Annotated in this window: 14 protein-coding genes; 5 read left to right on the top strand and 9 right to left on the bottom strand. The window is 43.0% G+C overall.

What is annotated here, in order from left to right; translation table 11 throughout:
* Positions 1–155: 155 nt before the first annotated feature.
* Complete coding sequence (locus B1728_RS36095; RefSeq protein ID WP_179135858.1) at positions 156–326, top strand: hypothetical protein; 171 nt, start codon at positions 156–158, stop codon at positions 324–326.
* Here B1728_RS36095 and B1728_RS03160 read toward each other — a convergent pair.
* The 3 genes from B1728_RS03160 to B1728_RS03150 are packed head-to-tail and all read right to left on the bottom strand — an operon-like array spanning position 323 to position 4038.
* On the bottom strand, positions 323–1294 hold the full coding sequence (locus tag B1728_RS03160) for a TniB family NTP-binding protein (protein WP_079908701.1): 972 nt from the start codon (positions 1292–1294) through the stop codon (positions 323–325). The two genes, B1728_RS36095 and B1728_RS03160, sit on opposite strands and share 4 nt — an antisense overlap.
* A 1-nt stretch (position 1295) precedes the next feature.
* Positions 1296–3386, bottom strand: coding sequence for a Mu transposase C-terminal domain-containing protein (locus tag B1728_RS03155; RefSeq protein WP_079908700.1), 2091 nt, complete (start codon positions 3384–3386; stop codon positions 1296–1298).
* The gene (locus B1728_RS03150; RefSeq protein ID WP_079908699.1) at positions 3379–4038 is read right to left on the bottom strand and encodes a TnsA endonuclease N-terminal domain-containing protein; all 660 of its coding nucleotides are present in this window, start codon (positions 4036–4038) and stop codon (positions 3379–3381) included. Before B1728_RS03150 ends, B1728_RS03155 begins: the two co-directional genes overlap by 8 nt.
* Before the next feature lie 259 nt (positions 4039–4297).
* Between B1728_RS03150 and B1728_RS03145 the strand changes: the two genes are divergently transcribed.
* A complete protein-coding gene (locus B1728_RS03145; RefSeq protein WP_079908698.1) occupies positions 4298–4912 on the top strand; it encodes a hypothetical protein in 615 nt (204 codons plus the stop codon).
* A 563-nt stretch (positions 4913–5475) separates the two neighbouring features.
* Here B1728_RS03145 and B1728_RS03135 read toward each other — a convergent pair.
* The 4 genes from B1728_RS03135 to B1728_RS03125 all read right to left on the bottom strand — a co-directional run bounded on the left by B1728_RS03135 (position 5476) and on the right by B1728_RS03125 (position 11555).
* Positions 5476–6771 carry an FRG domain-containing protein gene (locus B1728_RS03135; protein ID WP_079908696.1) on the bottom strand — a complete coding sequence of 432 codons (1296 nt, stop codon included), beginning with the start codon at positions 6769–6771 and terminating at the stop codon, positions 5476–5478.
* A gap of 46 nt (positions 6772–6817) precedes the next feature.
* The gene (locus tag B1728_RS36090; RefSeq protein ID WP_179135857.1) at positions 6818–6982 is read right to left on the bottom strand and encodes a hypothetical protein; all 165 of its coding nucleotides are present in this window, start codon (positions 6980–6982) and stop codon (positions 6818–6820) included.
* A 222-nt stretch (positions 6983–7204) separates the two neighbouring features.
* Positions 7205–8761, bottom strand: coding sequence for a TniQ family protein (locus tag B1728_RS03130; RefSeq protein WP_079908695.1), 1557 nt, complete (start codon positions 8759–8761; stop codon positions 7205–7207).
* 199 nt (positions 8762–8960) lie between these two features.
* Complete coding sequence (locus B1728_RS03125; RefSeq protein WP_079908976.1) at positions 8961–11555, bottom strand: adenosylcobalamin-dependent ribonucleoside-diphosphate reductase; 2595 nt, start codon at positions 11553–11555, stop codon at positions 8961–8963.
* A 457-nt stretch (positions 11556–12012) separates the two neighbouring features.
* On the opposite strand from B1728_RS03125, the gene dat reads away from it, so the two are divergent.
* Positions 12013–12858 (top strand): D-amino-acid transaminase, encoded by an 846-nt coding sequence (gene dat, locus B1728_RS03120; protein ID WP_079908694.1) that lies wholly within the window; start codon positions 12013–12015, stop codon positions 12856–12858.
* A 37-nt stretch (positions 12859–12895) separates the two neighbouring features.
* On the opposite strand, the gene B1728_RS03115 is transcribed toward dat, so the two are convergent.
* Positions 12896–13738, bottom strand: a complete 843-nt coding sequence (locus tag B1728_RS03115; protein ID WP_079908693.1) for a lipoate--protein ligase family protein — start codon at positions 13736–13738, stop codon at positions 12896–12898.
* A gap of 16 nt (positions 13739–13754) precedes the next feature.
* Positions 13755–14843 (bottom strand): hypothetical protein, encoded by a 1089-nt coding sequence (locus B1728_RS03110; protein WP_144027738.1) that lies wholly within the window; start codon positions 14841–14843, stop codon positions 13755–13757.
* Positions 14844–15002: 159 nt separating this feature from the next.
* Between B1728_RS03110 and B1728_RS03105 the strand changes: the two genes are divergently transcribed.
* Together B1728_RS03105 and B1728_RS03100 are read left to right on the top strand one after the other, a co-directional pair.
* Positions 15003–16811, top strand: coding sequence for a DEAD/DEAH box helicase (locus B1728_RS03105; RefSeq protein WP_079908691.1), 1809 nt, complete (start codon positions 15003–15005; stop codon positions 16809–16811).
* Positions 16808–17842 carry a YqhG family protein gene (locus tag B1728_RS03100; RefSeq protein WP_079908690.1) on the top strand — a complete coding sequence of 345 codons (1035 nt, stop codon included), beginning with the start codon at positions 16808–16810 and terminating at the stop codon, positions 17840–17842. The genes B1728_RS03105 and B1728_RS03100 overlap by 4 nt, the downstream gene beginning before the upstream one ends.
* Positions 17843–17989: the final 147 nt, after the last annotated feature.

The raw sequence follows: 17989 nt of genomic DNA, 5'->3' as shown, positions 1-17989 counted from the left end.
CTGGCTTAAATATTAGACATTTTCAGTTTCACAAGCAACTTAATGTGTTTAATAGACATCCTATTATAGTATAATTACTCAAAATTTGGGCAAACCGATTTGTTCAAATGCTTGCTTCTCCAGATGAGTCAATTTGTACAGCAAAGAGGTTTGTTTTGTCAGAAACACCGAGCGATGGCTTCACAGAATTGTGGAGTAGAGGAAGACTGGATCTTACAGTCGAAGCACTTGTTGGCTTCCATGAAGAATTTAAAGCACTTTTTTCCGTAGTTGAAATAGAAGCTGCACGTAAACGCTTAATTGATATGGGGTATAAGCCGAGCTAATTTTTGCTCGGCTTTTCTTTTTCCAACGCCACTTTTAAATCAAATGTTTTACCATGAAATGGATTAACAACCTTGGGTCTGGTTTCAAATGATAGTAAAGTGAATCCATTCTCTAAATCGCGTTCTTCCAGTTTATCCTTTCCAGACCTTAGAGCATGTATTAGGGAATGATGCAGTAGATGATACAGGGTTCGGGGTATTCCTAGTGTAGCGTAGAAGACTTTCTCCGCAAGTAAAGGATCATATAGATGTGAACTCTCTGGAAGTGGTAACTGAATATCCATACTTTTTAAAAATCCTCTAAACTCCTTTCTTTGGTCATCAGTTAGATAATTAAATCCAAAGAATGAAGGCTTATGTGGAAATCGCTCATCTAACTGGCGGTTTGAAGCAAAGATTCGCTTCGCGTCTTCCTTGATACCACCAAAGATAATAGGTATATTAATATCATTCAAAAGTTGTTTTAACCAATCCGCAGCCTTCCTTATTACACGTTGTGTTTCTGTATCGATTAGGTGCTGTAATTCATCGATGATTAACAGCTCAACTTCAGCATCTTTAAGATGTTCCTTTACTCGAGCAGTAAGCTGCTTCTCTGTTCCTTTATCATAAAAGGGATCACCTAGTTGTTGCAGTAATTTTGACGCAACGTTTGCGGGCTTAGAATTTGAATCCAACTCTACGCAAAGGACCGGAACAATATCACACTCTACTTTGTGACCATTAAGTATTTTTATTTTTTTCGTCCGTGGGTGACGCTCCTCGTAAGTCTTAAATAACGTAGATTTACCCGCACCAGTATCCCCTAATATTGCGGCGCCATTCTTTAATAAATGAGAATCGTGAATAACCTGGTAAAGCTCCTGAAACCTCCGGTGATGAATAACAATTTTCTTAAGGTCCGAAAGTCGAATCTGTAAATCTTCTTCAGTTATCGGAGAACCATTCAAGCGGATATAGTTCTGCATCCTATCCTCCTAATCGGGAGACCCCGTAAACCGGCAAATCATCATCTGCAGTTATCGAGTTCAATTGGTCAGGTATTCTTTCATCCATTTTTTTTTCGACTGCCTGATGAGTCATTCTTTCCTTAGATCGTATTTGCTCTTTTTTTGTCAAAGCCTCAGTTATCTCACCTAAGTATTGAAGGGTTTCGGTATTCTCAGGTAGACCTAAGTCCTCGTAATTAAAAGTTTGGAGGGCAAGTCCCTCGATTATTCGGGCTTCTTCAGCAAGAGTTTTTTTATACTTATTACGTTTATCCTTGTTTTGATCTTCTTGAATTTGTTTCAAATTGGTTAAAGCATTGATAATATGAGTATCATCAAAAGAGCGGCGTTTTCTTCCTTCAGATAAACAGATCGCTCTCATTTGTTGAAAGGGAAGGGGTAGTATCGGGTCCACATCGTAATGTTTTTCAAAATCATGCATACGATTGGGGTCTATATAAGCCTCGATAAAGGAGGTTTTATCATAGGGATCCTCGATATAAACCTTCTTAACATTTGAATGATCAAACCGCACCACTACCTGGGTATCGTCATCCCCATTTTGTTTTAAACGATACCTTAATTTCATGAGTTCATCACTTGTATACCACGTTTCGTCGAGAACAATCCCCTTATTTTGAATCATTCTCTTCTCTCTGCCTCCACACAAGGCCAAGGTGATTTCTTTTTTACTAAAGGGCAATTCTTTAATAAGACTGGGATCTTCTGAGAAAGCCTTCTCCCAAATTTGATGTGGAGTGCCGCCCATTCGGCTATGGCTCCAATTGTGAGATATGATATCGACAAATATGATGTGAGCGATATAATAAAATGCTTGGAGTGTGATACAAGCTTTTCCTTTAGAATCGTATTGCTTTTTCTCGTATATATTGGAAAAGCTCGTTCCTTTCAGTGTATGTAATATATCATTGAAGGTCTTTTGACCGCGTTCAACTGTTCCCTTCTTATGCCCGGCTTGAACCTCAGGGTAAAGCGGTTCGATTCCAAACAAGTCGAATACCTCTTCCAATTCGTAAGAGTTATTTTGTGAGGCATTATCTATCACCAATTCCTTAGGAATTCCGTAAGCAGTCCATTCATTCTGAACTGCGGAGTATAACTTTTTCAAATACACTTTCGGTAAAAAACAATGTAACAAACACTGTTTAATGGCAAACGTGTCTGGATATTCAAATGTTATATAAAAACCCATAGGCTCACCGCTATATACATCAATTGCGTAAACAAGCCAGGGTTTCTTCCTTTCAAGAGTTCTGGGATCAACTAAATATATATCAGCCGGTGTCCAATCAAGTTCTACCCGCTGTAACGGTCGGGTTGGTTTCTCAGCCATACTCCTAGAGCCATCACGTTCCAACTTGGCTGCAACATGTCCATCTCTAGCCTTATTTTGACGATACAAGTCGCGTTTTTCTTTCAATATCCTCCAAATCGTCTGAAATGATCGAAGAACTTGCTTTTGATCTGCATTCCTTAATTCATTCACTTTATTAATGCTATCCTTATATAACCGATAAATCTGCCTGTAAACGACATCTTCACCAGTATAGAGATTCTTCTCCATGATTTTTTCTAACGAAGCCATTACTTCTTTTTCAGTATGCCGAGTTTTGGGTCCAGGTTTCAGATCAACTAAATAACGTGCATCACCATATCGCTCCCAGAGCTTTTTCCAATTATAAAAAGATGCCTTTGACACTTTGTAACCCTTACCTTCACGAAGGGATGTTAAGTGATCATCAAGATTTATTTTATGATAATACCCATGTATAACCGGATGAAGAATATCTAGCTTCATCTTTAGTGTTTCTCGCTCGCTATCGCTTAGTTGACTAACATCCAATTTGACCTTGCTAGCTCTTTCTGTTAAATCTTGAAACGCAAGTCGATCTTCGTACCAAGCTTCCTCCAACTCGCTGATAGAAATGCTTTTGGTTTCCTTATACTTTATAAGCTCAACGACAACTTCATTTCGTTCAGAACGCTTTACCATATGTTCCATCCCGTCCAACAAAAATTTTGTGCCATAAGAAAAACGATTCCTAGCCACACGTATCCTCCTTCTTGGGCAAGTCCCATATTAATGAATTATCATTCAATGGTTGGTGTATTAAGTCTGTACCGATTTCACTTGCGTAAATTAATTTGTGAAGATTGAGCATGAACATCGATGCATTAACTATTACGCATGCGTTCCGCAAATCACTAACAGTTTGCGGACCAATATGTTCTAACATAGCTTTAATGTATTCGGCTATAGCCGGGTTGATTTTATAGCGTTTAACTTCATGCAGAAGCCTAAGGTTTTTTTGAAAATGTCCTTGCCGAATCTGTTCTTCCGTAACGACAATAAAAGTCCAGTCCTTTTCTTCACACAACTTAGTGGCAGCATAAAACTTTGCTCGGTTTAGATTAGATCCAACAAACTCCTTTAACTTAACCTCCACTAGGTAATAACGATTGTCCCTAGTAACAATCAAATAATCTGGAAAATACCGACGCTTCCGACCATCATAGTGAAACCTTATCCCCACCGGTTGGTAATATATTTTTATAATTGTTGGATCAAAATTACACATGCGAACATAATCTCGTTCCAGAAGACTCTCGGCATGTATAATCTTCAAGCTTTTGGATGAACCAATTTTGCTTCTATAGTGCCGCCCTCTGGTTGGCCTGATCTTACGTGCAGGAATTTTCATGTATAAATCCCCCTGTTCCAGAATTCCTTAGAATCAGTTTCGCCAGTTAAGAGTCCGCCTAAACATTCGGACCCATCCAGTTTGATTCATTGGAAAATAACCATGGAGAGTTGAAAGTCATTAGCGTCATCTTGTTCACACAACTTTATTTACAATAATGGAAGTATAGTTATATAATGACGAAAAGTCCTTGAGGACAACCTCTAGGACTTAATAAGTAAATTTTAGGAATAAAATGCCGTATGGAGATGCTGTTATTATGTTGATACATCAAATATTATGTAAACCAATAAAAACCTTGTTTTCAAGACAGTTCTATTACACCTTTGTTGAAGCATGGATATTATTATTGATTATTGTGTTAGGAATCATAAAATCAAATTCCTTATACATTCGTATTACTTTACTGAGCATTTTAATAGTTTATTATATACCTTTTATATTCTATGTTATCGACATCAACAGACAGAAGAAACAGCGAATTGTTGAAAATAGGGGAACCGGAGGTTACTTGCGCTGGGATGGAATATATGAAGTTCATATTGGAGATGTAGTATCGCCTAGAGATTTTCATCAAAGGTTGATTAAAGCTCTTCTTTATTGTAAAGAACGGAAACTACTTGCAGAATTCATAACAGCAAACAGAAGTCATGAGAGCTTACTTAAGCAACTTGGTCCTTCTGTAATAAAAATTACACATCTAGGTTTATATTCGAAAATTATTTTGAGATTTGGTAGTAAAAAGAATACTGTAGTAAATGCCTCAAATCGACCAATTAAGGTGTTGCTAGATCCATCAACACTTTCTTTCAGAAAACTAAAAACTGGAGAGAGTGTATTAATGTTAAATAAACTTGATGTACCGAATAATTAAAGGTTTTTCTTCTAAAATAAAGACTAACCTTCACTAAATATAAGAGTGGCAAAATGTTTTTAGCCGCAACCAACAACTGAAGATATCTTAGAAAAGCATGTCGAGAATCTTATAGGGTTATGTATATACTTTTGGGATGGCGTATCACAAATGGATGTCAGAGCAATATGATGACTTCGGCGTTTCTGAGCAAAGGGACCTAATACGGGCTTTAGGCAACGAGATTACCAAATCCAATACTTTCCTGCATCGGGCCGACAAGATCCCAGAAGTGGATCCGGTGAAGCAACTTCTGGGAAACAAATCCGAACCATCTAACCTCATCGCGGCCGGCAGTTGATGCTGCCTGTTAGCTTTCGCTTGTACTCTATAAGACTTATCAATACCTTTGAAAGCCAATCCTTCGATATAGTTTTCATGCCTTCAAAGTTTTGACATGTTATGCGAAATGCTTCATATATCGCTTAAATCGACGCCTAGCAAATCTTGGATGTGTACGGCTTCCCATTACCGGGTGCAAATCCCGAAGCGTGGAATATTAATTCTGATGGCCACTTTGAAATCTAAGGATTTATAAATTCGAATTTCGCCGCTATATATCTTGCTGTATTTTCTATATATGGAAATACTGTACTATCGTTTATATTCAATACATCAAGTTCATCTAAAATCTCCTTTTTATTTCTAATTGTTATCCTCTTTACTTCAATGTCCTCAGTCCCTTTTTCATCCATAACCGCTTCATGACCAAAAAGTAAAAATGCTCCTGACTGAGAATTTATCCTACTATTTGATCTTTTGCTTTTTACACATAATATATCTTGTAAATCTGTTGGAATAATTCTTGGTTGGAAAAACGGCTTTTCTTCCATAATATAATGAAGTAATCTTCCAACAACTTGTTGTTTGTTAAATTCTTCTATATCACTATGAAACACAATATTCTCTTTGTCTCGTTTTGACAACTTCGCCAGATTTGAGATACAACTAGCTTTATCAGAATCGAAGTACTTAATATGACTTTTATTTACGTTAAAAACAATAACTTCTCCATCAATACTCATTTTATCAATTGACGAACATGCAAAATATAAAGCAATTAGTGGATTGGATGTTATATCTAACAACCGAGTAGGTAGAGAATAATGTTGCATTCTTACTAATTTGTCTAAAGTACTTGTATCCGTTGAGAAATCAGAAGAGTTTGATAAGATCATTTCATTAAACATCAGATTTTCATTATCAAGGAATTTATAGTTCCCCGATTTATCTTTCCTAAAAAGAGATGGAACAAGTTTATATTCTATTTTATCTGAATGTCCTCTATAAAAAGTATTATTATCTTTGTTATTACCTAAATGAAAAATCGCTTCAATATATGATTTTACTGATGTTACCATTAAATTACCCTTCTCTAATGGTTTAGGCAATTCAACCTTCTCATTATTTCCTTTATAATTAATAAGTTTTGCATCACTCAACCTTATTAATAGATCTTCATCTTTAATTGCCCAGTGCGTCCTGTTAATCTCCCACCCCCTAATATCTAATAACAAAGATATATTTTCTAATTCCATTGATGGTATTGGTGGTATATTTTCATCAAATGAATATTCAATTAAATAAGTTCTTCCTCTATCAGATATTTTTTTCAGGTAACCAACTTTCGATATTCCTTTAAAACCTTCATAAGTGAATAAACAAGGAAATTCTTTAAGTGCATCCAATTGTTCTTTATTGGCACTCTTAAATAGATCACTTATTTCCATATTTGTATATTCTAGAAATCTACTTTTTTCGATGATATAGCAAAGCTTTTCCCAACCTTCATCCTCACTAGTAATAAAAAGGTTGTACATTTTATCACTCCTAGGTTTATTTTGTATATTAGTAATCATTCAGATATCATATAGCTCGTTCGTTTACTAAAAAATCTTCTACTGAACTTAAATTCTGTCTGAATAACGAAGATTTTAACTCATATGAGACATCACTATGCCCTCGAAACCAGGCATATTTATGAGACTTCTTAAATTTTGTAACCTCTTGAATTACTTCTTGCCATTTCATTTTTCTTTTCTCCTTAAATAATTTCAGTTAACAGTTTATTTACAAACTACTCAGTTACAAAAGTATATTTGATAAATTCGTTGGCAAGGAAGGTCTTTCCTTAAATGTACTTAATCTGCCTTATTTTTCGCGCGGTAACTTCGTATTATAGCTTGTATAGCTCAAAAAGTTATCGATTGACTTCATGCTATTTAATTTAGTCCCAGTGACTTATAGATGGTGCTACGTATAATATGTCACGAGTTTTTGAATAAACTGTGATTTACTAAAATAAATTCTTTCAAAACCAATTCTGTTCGGATTTATAAAAGATTGGACTTCTGATTCAAATAAAAACTTGTAATACTCTCCTACGGACCTTTTAGTAATTCGGATAAAGTGCCTTTGTGCATAATAAAAATTTATTAGTTCAATGTCTTCACAGAATATTTCACTTCTTGTGATCAAATCTGTAAGCTTATCTATAAAAGACTTTTCAATTAGGATATTCCTACCTTGTCTAAAAGAATGATCCCTCGCTATCTTAATCACAGTTGTTCTTGATGTTTCCAATATTTTTTCCGCTTCTGCTACAGTAATGTATCCCTTGTGTTTTGCAATATCAATATTTATTTTATTGAAAATTTGAATATAATTCGTTTCAAGATAGTTTTTGTATTTATTTATTGATAACCTATCTAATAAAATGAGTTTCTGTCTCCACCAATAAACCGTCTTTGCTTCTATTAAACCTGCACTGATTAAAGCTGAAATGTTCTTTTTAGTTGTTTTTAAAATTGTAGAAGCTTCAGCAATACTAACATTGTCGATGAATAATCTATCTTTACTGTACTTATCATTACGAACATTTACAATATAATTTCTGTATTCATCAGTTAAAAAACGAAATTCAGGTATCTGTGACAACTTGCTCATCTGTAAATGAAATCCATCAAAATAATTCTTTAAACCACCAACCGCACGTTTTTGAGGTAACGTTTGAAACTTATCTAAAAATTTATGAAATGAGTTTGGCCAATCAATAAAGATATTGTAAGCTTCATACACTACTTTATCACAAAAGCTAAAGTCATTAGGTGTTGAGAATAAGGTCTTCCTTTGATAAAAAATACGTGCAATATTAAATGCTAATACTAAAATCAAATATATAAAGAGATCAATTTCCATGTTTTGAAGTGCCTCGATTATGGATTTTTCATCATATAAATCCTGTTTTTTGTTAGCTTTGTGAAATAATAAAATTCCTAAGGCAGAATTATCACACTCTATTGTTATATTACTTGATAATTTTTTGCCACATGTGCAGGAATCATTTACCATCGCTTTTAATTTTATATTTCTATCACAGTACGTACATCTACACAATAATAAACTATTATGAATATGACATCTTGTATATATACTTAGATCCCATAATCTCCTATGGTACTGCTTCTCAGCAAGACATAAAGGACAGAAAATTTTCATCGTATTTCTTATAGCAAACTTACTCAATTTTTTATTAACATCTGTAAATGAACTTTTTAGATTCCATAATAAATTGTCGAATTCTTGTTTATCAATTTCCGTAATATTAGAAAGTTTACCGGTATCGATGTTTATATTTTGATTTTTATACCCCTGATAACTCCGAACTTCATTTTCACTAGTTATTTGTTTGACCAACCATGTTATTTCATGATAATTTACTTTGGATAATCTATGTAAATAGCTTACTAAGCTTTCATCCTTGATTACCTTTGGAACAAAAGGCATTTTCGAACTTTTTTCCAACATCATCACCAATTTCTATTCGATAATAAAACAAAGGCAGACGATTATATCCGTCTGCCTTTGTTGTTTGTATTTTTATTCACATATTTGCATACTTGCCAAATTCTAACGAATTCTGAAACAAACTGTCTAACGAATTATGTTACAATTCCAATTAATTCTGGAATTTCACAGGGACTCCCCCGGACTCCCCCTCTCTTTACCCTTAACTACATCTGCTATAGCCGCAGTTGCTGCAGTTTTTGCAGCCCTCGGTGTTAATAAGTGAAGCACTGCCGCAGGATGGGCACAAGTCGAGCGAAGTCGCCGACTGGCGGTTCACTGCATATTGGGCCGTCGTCTCTGTGACGACTTCCTGAGTTGCTGTGACGTAAGCGTCCGCCTCGTCAGAGAAATCGCCGTGCATCTCCAGCGCCTTGGCTACCGCATCCGCAATCGATTCGACGCGGTTGGCACCGAAGCCGATCGCACCGGAGCCTCCAATGCCTTTGAGATGCTTTGTCAGAAGCTGCACCTTGTTGCCATGGTCGCCGTATCGCAAGAACAAAGAAATGACTCGGCCTAATGCCTCAGACATCGCGAACACATCGGAGCCTGCTTTCCCAACGTTCAAGAAGATTTCACTCGGAGAGCCGTTCATATCGTTAATCGTAATGTAGGCCATTCCGAACGGTGTATTGAATTTATAAGTAGCGCCGCGCAGGATTTGCGGACGGCGTTTATATTCCTTATCCACTACCGTGCCAGGCTTCGCATCGGTAGAAACCGCCATGGATTGAAGCACGCTGCTAACTGCTTTGAGTTCCTCGCCCGCTTGTGGCGCCTCCGGTTTCGCTTCAGCCTTCAACGTCTCCGCAGGAGCAGAAGTCTCCTCCTTCTTATCCGTGGAAAGCACCTGTACATCACGGCTGCCGTCACGATAAATCGTTACCCCTTTGCAGCCAAGATCGAAGGCAAGCTCATACAATCGCTTGGTTTCTTCTACGGTGAAATCGGAAGGACAGTTGGCCGTCTTCGAGATGGAGCTGTCGACCCATTTCTGAATAGCGGCTTGGGCTCGAATATGATCCTCCGCCGACAAATCCATCGCCGTCACAAAGTAGTCGGGAAGCTCCTCATTCGGATGAGCGTCCTTCCATTCTTGGGCAATAGGCACATACTGCTTGTCGAAGCCGAGACGGCTCTGACGATAGTACTCGAATGCGAAGTACGGCTCGATCCCTGTAGAGGTTCCAACCATAGTCCCTGTGCTGCCTGTAGGTGCTTGCGTAATAACGGTAACGTTGCGCATGCCCTTTTTCTGAATGGCAGTTCCAACCTCGGGATAGACGCTCGTCATCGACTTCATGAAGCCGCTTTGCAGGAACGGCTCGGCTTCGAATTTCTCGAAGCTGCCCTTCTCGGCGGCGATATCCGCCGAAGCAAGGTAAGCTTCTTTGGCGATAAAACCGTAAAGCTGATCCAGAAATACGAGCGACTCCGGACTGCCGTAACGAATCTCGAGCTTGATCATCAGCTCTGCCAGACCCATCGTACCAAGCCCTACACGGCGTTCACCCTGCTGGTTAATCCGGTTTTGCTCGAAATGGTACGGCGTTTTATCAATAACGTTATCAAGGAAGCGTGTGGAGTAGCGAACGACCTTGCCGAGTTCTTCCCATGCCACGTCCTGCTTAGTCTCATCATAGAATCGGGATAAATTGATTGCTGACAAATTGCAGACGCCCCAGGCAGGCAGCCCCTGCTCCCCGCATGGATTGGTGCAAATAATCGGATTAAAGTACCAGCTGTTGGACATCTGATTGTAGTACTCCATGAATACGACGCCAGGCTCTGCCGATTTCCACGCCGATTCAATAATCGTATGCCATACATCGCGCGCCTTCACCGTGCGGTACACGTTCACCTGCTTGCCGAGCTTCTTCCATTTGTCCAAATCTCCGTCCCACAGCTCATCATACTCAGGGTCCGTCGTATCAGGATAGACAAGATCCCAGTTCAGATCTTCCTTCACGGCCTTCATGAAGCCGTTGCTGACGCAGACGGACAGATTGGCATTCGTGATTTGTCCCATCGTTTGCTTGACAGTAATAAAGTCTACGACATCCGGGTGCCAGTCGTTCATCATGAGCATCAAGGCGCCGCGGCGGCTGCCCCCCTGCTCGATCAGACCGGTCGTATAGCTGAACAATCCGCCCCAGGATACGGCACCGCTTGAGGAGCCGTTAACTCCTTTTACTACAGCGCGGCGCGGACGCAATGAGGATAGATTGATGCCGACGCCGCCTCCGCGCACCATAATCTCTGTCATTTCGGAGAGCGTGCTCATTATGCCTCCGCGGCTGTCATGCGGTGACGGAATAACATAGCAGTTAAACAGCGTCAGCTCATCGCTGGCATCCGCGCCTGCAGCAATCCTGCCTCCGGGAACCAGCTTCCAATCATCCAATATATATCTGAATTTATGAGTCCACTCGTCCTGCTTCTCGGGGGTTGCTTCGACTGAGGCCATGGCCCGGGCCAACCGGTCCCAAAGCTGCTCTGGTGTTTTCTCCAATGTTAAAGTAAGCTTTTCTACGGAAGATTCCACTATATCTCCGCTGCGAAGCTTTACACGAACTTGCTTACCGTCTCTAGAGATGACCTCGCCGACTTCCTTGGCCGGAAATTTAGGATCGTCCTTCGTTAAAACAAGTACGGTATCTCCAACCTGTGTATGGTTCGTATCCGCGTCCTTCATCGCGTAGCGGTCTAGAAATATTTTTTCACTTAATCCCTCGAGTTTATTGCCGTTCACCATGTTCAATACAACAACCTCCCGAAAATTAAACTACAACAAATATCACAATATCTGGTATGCATTATCCATTATACAATACAATATATAGTGCTTCTAATGGGCCAGTAGCGGAATTTGGAAATTAGGACAAGACGTCGAGCCGAATGCTCCTATTTGCTCCTTTATTCGCTTTTTTTCGTTAACACCAGCTTCATTTTATTCGACAAAAATCAGTGCTTCCCAGCGGCGAAAAATGGTCAATTAGAGTCCGGAGACCTATTGGCATCCTGCTAAAAATCGTTGCACCCTCAGGGCGATCCATTCGATTTTGACATCTGTTTCTATCATTGATAACCTATTTGAGTAGCAGTGAAAATGATAATCGTCAGCCTATCTGTTGATTGGTATTATAACATAGTTTATGCAAAAAAAGCAAACATATGTTCCTGTATATTTTGCCCTAAGGAGGCCTGTTTGAATGTATTTATACCAAAATGAGTTTGTTTCCAAGGAGCAGGTCCGCATATCTCCGGATGATCGCGGCTACTATTTCGGAGACGGGGTATACGAGGTGTTCCGCGTCTACAGCGGCATTTTGTTTGAAGCCGAAGGCCACTACGAACGACTGGAGAAAAGCGCCAGAGATGTGCGGATTTCGCTCCCTTATTCAACGCGGCATCTGGATGAGCTGCTGAACCAATTGATCCGGCTGAACGAGCTTGCGGAGGGTACGGTTTATATGCAAATTACCCGTGGCGCCGCACCAAGATCTCACCCATTCCCTGCACAAGCTGAGCCGGTGCTCATGGCTTATACGACGGAGATGGCCAGACCTCTTGAAACCATGGAGAAGGGGATAACAGCAATCACCATGGAGGATATCCGCTGGCTTCGCTGTGACCTGAAGACATTGAACCTGCTTCCTAACGTTATGGCCAAGCAGCATGCGCTGGATCAAGGGGCTCATGAAGTCATACTGCACCGAAGCGGAACCGTTACGGAATGCAGTGCCTCGAACATGATGATCGTCAAGAACGGAGAGCTCAGAACGCATCCCGCCAACCACCTGATTTTGCATGGCATTACCCGGGCTTTTGTGCTTCAGCTGGCTCGCCAGCTCAACCTCCCCGTTCGGGAAGAAGCGTTTACCCTAGATGATCTGCGGACGGCTGACGAAGCTTTTATTACCGGAACGACCACGGAGATTACTCCGATCATCCGTATTGATAAGCAAACAGTAGGCCAGGGAGTACCCGGACCGGTCACAGTGAAGCTGCAAAGAGCCTTTGAAGAGCGTCTCCCCAAAGCAGCAATAAAGAGCTGATCTTTCTCCCCCTACGCAGCAAAAAACCTTCGGAGAATTATCTCCGAAGGTTCCATTCATCGTTGGCATATTTGTCTGCCATCAGCTGCTCGACTAGCGACAGCTCGTATTCCGTCAGCCCGCTTTCCTCCAGCTCTACGTTCAACCCTTCCGCCATTCCTTCCCGGAATGCGCGTTCCACATCCTGAAGCTGTACAGGCGCTCTGCCTAATTCAGAGCAAATATCGTTGATGGCCACGGCTTTTTGCGTAAATTGCTGCTTCAATCTGGCTTGAATCCGCTCATTTTTGAATTGCAGCACGCGAAACAGCTGATCGGTGTCCATGTCCAGCAGAATCGAGCCATGCTGCAGAACGACCTGCTTCTGCCGGGTTTGAGCGCTGCCGGCAATTTTGCGCCCTTCGACCACGAGCTCATACCACGATGGAGAGTCAAAGCACGCCGCAGAGCCCATGGAAGCATACTTGCTCTTCTCTTCCTCCGTAGCCAGATGAACCATTTGCGCATCCAGCCCCAGCTTCTGGAAGCCGAGCAGAAGCCCTTCACTCAGAACCCGATAGGCTTCCGTAACACCGCTCGGAATACCGGGGTAGCTCTCGGAGACGATGATGCTGTACGTCAATTCCTTATCATGCAGTACGGCACGGCCGCCTGTCGGCCTGCGGACAAAGCCAAGCCCTTCCTTTTGGAGCTGTTCAAAGTGGACCTCCTCCGACTTTTGAAAATATCCTATCGATAGCGTCGGCGGATTCCATCCGTAGAATCGGACCGTAGGCCCCGACTTTCCTTCGCTATGCGCGATCAGAATCGCTTCGTCCACAGCCATATTATAAGCGGGATGCTGCAATCCCGAGGAAATAAAACGCCATGTCGGCTTCATGCTGTCTAACCGCCTTTCATCTTTTCCCGCAAATTTCCTTGCCCGCCGTTAACTCCTCCAGCTTGAATTCAAGCTTCGGCTTCTCGGTTGCATCCAAACCGACTAAAGCAATCGCCCCGTCCTCTCCGAGAACGGCGAATTGATCGCCAAGCGTCGTGATGCTTACCGGCCGATGATCCCAAGCCAGCTGCATCTGCTTATGGCTTTTCAAATCCAGCAGAGCCAAAGGCTTCTCAATATCAGGAGTGTTGTTCGTCACGTCAAAACGATCAATTAGCATTTTACCTTGCAGAGCGGACATCGTAAAGGAATAAGGCCTCGTATTGGATACAAAATTGCTTGTAAGCTCGTAAGGCACTTGCTGCGGATTAAACTTGAATATTTTATTGGACCATTCCGTCTTCTTTCGCTGGGAGATCATCATGTATACTTCTCCGTTCGAATCGATGCTGACTTGATCGAGGGGATACCGTCTGGCCTCCTGGATCATCTTGCCCCAGTCCCCGCTTTGCAAATCGGCTTTATACAGGTTGGAGCTGGTATCCGTATTGTTGGAGGTGACGAAATAGACCTCCTTGCCGGAGCCTCTAACATCCTCTACGCCGCCGGGCACGAGCCATTCCTTCACCCATTTGTGCTCCTTGAGCTGGTAAATGCCGACCTTGGTCATGTCCGCCCCTTTTTGAGCCGTTGTTTCAGCGGACGATACGAACATCCAATCCCCATACACATAGCTGTGCTTAGGCGATAGCTGCGGAGTGGCATATTGGGCAAAATGGTCCGACTGCTTGTCCCTTATATAGAAGCCCTTGAACGCTTTGGCATCCTCCGGATTGTACACCGTGATCACCGTATGATCCGAGGTATAATTGATGCTGCTTATCGGCTGTGACGTCTGCAAAATCAGCTTGCCCTGCTGTGTCTTGCTGTTAACGGAAAATACCTGATGGTTATCGGTCACCAGCAAATCTCCGGTTTCATCGATGGCCTGAGTGGTCTCGGCGTCAATCGCAGTCAGCTTCGGTTTCACGTCCCTGCTTACATAATGGTACAGGCCAAATCCGATCAGGACAACCGCAGCAAGAGAGGTTAGCCATACCTTCAATACCCATCCTTCCTTTCCCACCTTGTATTTAATCATCATATAGCATTCATGCGGGTTATGAAAGTAGTTCTTTTCGTCCATACTAATTTTTAACGCTTTACCCTTATGTTTGCCAGCTTTCCTTCTATGTAAGGAAGCGTCAAAAGGAGTGGCATGCTAATGCAACCAACAGACAAACAAGAACACGTGCGGCCTTTTAACGAACATGTACAGCTGCATTATGAGCGGGAATGGTTCGAGCAATTACACGAAAGAGCGCTTCGCAACGGTCCGTGGGATGACTGGACGTTGTATCAGCTTGCCTATGAAGCCGAGAAGTCGACGCTGATTTCCAGCTTTGACCAGCTGCAATCACTCGTTCATATCCAAAATGTAACTCCAATGCCCCATCAAATTGAAACGGCTAAGAGAGTGCTGACCGAAATGCGCGGAAGAGCGATATTGGCCGACGAGGTGGGCTTAGGCAAAACGATTGAAGCCGGGTTGATATTAAAAGAATATATGATTCGCGGCCTGGTCAAAAAAGTGCTGATTCTCGTCCCTGCCTCCCTTGTGCTGCAATGGGTGCGGGAGCTGAATCAGAAATTCGGCATTGCAGCCGTTGCCCAGAAAAAGGAATATATGTGGGCGCAGTACGACGTTATCGTTGCTTCCATGGATACGGCCAAGCGCGATCCGCACCGGGAAATCGTCCTTGGGATGGAATACGATATGCTGATTGTCGATGAGGCTCATAAGCTTAAGAACAAGAAAACGACCAACTACCAATTCATCAATGAGCTCCGCAAAAAGTATTGCCTGCTCTTGACCGCAACGCCGGTGCAGAACGATTTGGGCGAGCTGTATAACTTGATTACGCTGCTGAAGCCTGGACAGCTTGGCGGGCATGGCAGCTTTCAGGCCAATTTCGTCGTTGATAAACGCATTCCGAAAAATGAAGATCAGCTGCAGAAGGAGCTGTCGAAGGTGATGATCCGCAATCGACGAAGCGACGGCAACGTGCACTTCACCAAGCGAATCGTCCGCAACATTCCGCTTACGCTGTCCCCCGAGGAGCAAGCGCTTTACGACGGTGTCACCGACTTCGTCAAAAACCGCTATGAAGAATCCAAGGGCGATCTCAGCAGCATCTTATCGCTCGTAACCCTTCAGCGGGAGGTATGCAGCAGCCGCGATGCTGTATTCATAACGCTGGTCAATATGTTCAAGAAGACAGCGGAGGATTCCCCGATACGTCCGCGTATTTGGCAGCTGGTGGAGCTGATCCGCAGCATTAAAGCGAATACGAAGGCGGAGAAGGTGATGGAGCTGATCCGGGAGATTAATGATAAGGTCATCATCTTCACGGAATATCGGGCCTCTCAGGAGTATTTGATTCAATATTTGAAGGAGCACAAAATTTCGGCTGTACCTTACCGCGGCGGGATGAACCGGGGCAAAAAAGACTGGATGATGGATTTATTCCGCAACCGCGCCCAGGTCCTGGTCGCTACCGAAGCCGGAGGCGAGGGCATCAATCTGCAGTTTTGCCATAACATGATCAACTTCGACCTCCCATGGAATCCGATGAGAGTGGAGCAGCGGATTGGCCGCGTCCATCGGCTCGGCCAGCAGGATGATGTACACATCTATAACTTATCTACCAAGGGAACGATAGAAGAATATATTTTGTCCCTGCTCCATGAAAAAATCAACATGTTCGAGCTCGTCATCGGGGAGCTTGATACCATTCTTGAACGGTTTGAGAAAACAAATTCGCTGGAGAAGCATTTGGCCCAAATGATTCTCTCCTCCTCCGGAGAAGAAGATATCCGCCGACAAATGGACGATCTCGGGCGGTCGTTGTCTACCATCCGCTCGGAGGTAGAAAGAGAGAGCCAGGTCCAGGAAGGGAACAGGCTGACCGCCATGCTGGATGCCGTTGGCCAAACTGCTCCGATTTCCGGCGAAGCGGAGGTGTCTCCATGAAAACGGAGGAAATTCAGAGCTTTGTTATGCGCTACTTGGAAGCGGAGAACTGCGACATTCTGGAGAAGCATCCGGCTTATGTCACCGTGAAGCTCTCTCCCTCCGCAGATAAGGAGCTTACCTACCGGCCCTATTATTGGAGCTTCGTAGAGCGCACCGGTGTCGCACCGGAGACCATGACCTGCACCTTCATCTTCGATCCGGAGGCGTACAAGGCGTCCTCCGCCGCTTCAGCCACAGCGGCAGGTCCCGGCCAGACCGTATCCCCAGCTCCTCAAGCGCAGCTGCCCGGCATGGCGGCGCAAGCTGCCGGAGCAGCTCCGGGAGGGCCGCCCGGGCCGCCTGCGCAGCAGGACAGTATCCTGGGGCGCTACTTCGGCTTCGTTCCGACCCAGATGACCGCCCGTGTTCCGAAAGACGAGGTCACGTTCGGGAGCCGCAGGCTGGAGCAAATTTTCCAGGCGGTCCGCAGCAAGGGCCGGTTTGTTCATCTATTCGAGCAGCATAAGCCCGAGCAGCAGGGCAAAGCCTCTCCCTTGTCTACAACGGCCTACGAAACCTGGATGCAGGTGAATTATAAAGTAGAGTTTGCATGTGATATGAAGCGAAGCGAAATCCATTCTCTCGGCTTCCAGATGAACACGGGGGAAATCTGCGAGAACTTCCAGGAACGGCTGCGGTACAGACGCTTGTCGCCAAGAATTCCGGCTCAGGTCTATATGATTCCTGATAAATTCACGCTGCCTCGAGCCGTCATTTACTTGGAGCAGCACCTGGAGACGATTTTGCATGGCTACGATCATTCCTGGGCTGAAGAAGCCCAGCTGCGCCTTGCCGATGAGCTTCAACGGATTCGCTCCTATTACGAACCGCTGATTCTTAATACGGATATTGAAAAACGGCAGGAAATCGAAGCTCAATATGCTAACCGCCGGCAGGAAATCGATTGGCAGTTCCGGCCCCGCATCCTAATATCCGCCATCAATTGCGGACTGTTTCACCTTCACGCAAGAAATCCGGCTATGAACTGACGAATTGCGCCAAAAAAAGAAGCAAACTTTTTTTGCAGCGTTACAGGTTCTAACAAACTTTTCAAGGCATATTTTATACAATAAGGGCATAGCAGTTCCTTCAAGTGACAGCATCCGTGCCCGATATCCAAGACAAGCAGGTGAAAG

The sequence above is a fragment of the Paenibacillus sp. 32352 genome (assembly GCF_002042965.1).
GTDB lineage: Bacteria > Bacillota > Bacilli > Paenibacillales > NBRC-103111 > Paenibacillus_S > Paenibacillus_S vulneris.
Note: the sequence above shows the minus strand (reverse complement) of the source record. Positions and strands in the feature narration are given on the sequence as shown.

What these genes read in the sequence shown, in the direction of transcription:
- B1728_RS03160 (WP_079908701.1), bottom strand. Translation starts at nt 1,294, where the DNA reads ATGCAGAACTATATCCGCTTGAATGGTTCTCCGATAACTGAAGAAGAT.
- B1728_RS03150 (WP_079908699.1), bottom strand. Translation starts at nt 4,038, where the DNA reads ATGAAAATTCCTGCACGTAAGATCAGGCCAACCAGAGGGCGGCACTAT.
- B1728_RS03145 (WP_079908698.1), top strand. Translation starts at nt 4,298, where the DNA reads ATGTTGATACATCAAATATTATGTAAACCAATAAAAACCTTGTTTTCA.
- B1728_RS03135 (WP_079908696.1), bottom strand. Translation starts at nt 6,771, where the DNA reads ATGTACAACCTTTTTATTACTAGTGAGGATGAAGGTTGGGAAAAGCTT.
- B1728_RS36090 (WP_179135857.1), bottom strand. Translation starts at nt 6,982, where the DNA reads ATGAAATGGCAAGAAGTAATTCAAGAGGTTACAAAATTTAAGAAGTCT.
- B1728_RS03130 (WP_079908695.1), bottom strand. Translation starts at nt 8,761, where the DNA reads ATGATGTTGGAAAAAAGTTCGAAAATGCCTTTTGTTCCAAAGGTAATC.
- B1728_RS03125 (WP_079908976.1), bottom strand. Translation starts at nt 11,555, where the DNA reads ATGGTGAACGGCAATAAACTCGAGGGATTAAGTGAAAAAATATTTCTA.
- dat (WP_079908694.1), top strand. Translation starts at nt 12,013, where the DNA reads ATGTATTTATACCAAAATGAGTTTGTTTCCAAGGAGCAGGTCCGCATA.
- B1728_RS03115 (WP_079908693.1), bottom strand. Translation starts at nt 13,738, where the DNA reads ATGAAGCCGACATGGCGTTTTATTTCCTCGGGATTGCAGCATCCCGCT.
- B1728_RS03105 (WP_079908691.1), top strand. Translation starts at nt 15,003, where the DNA reads ATGCAACCAACAGACAAACAAGAACACGTGCGGCCTTTTAACGAACAT.
- B1728_RS03100 (WP_079908690.1), top strand. Translation starts at nt 16,808, where the DNA reads ATGAAAACGGAGGAAATTCAGAGCTTTGTTATGCGCTACTTGGAAGCG.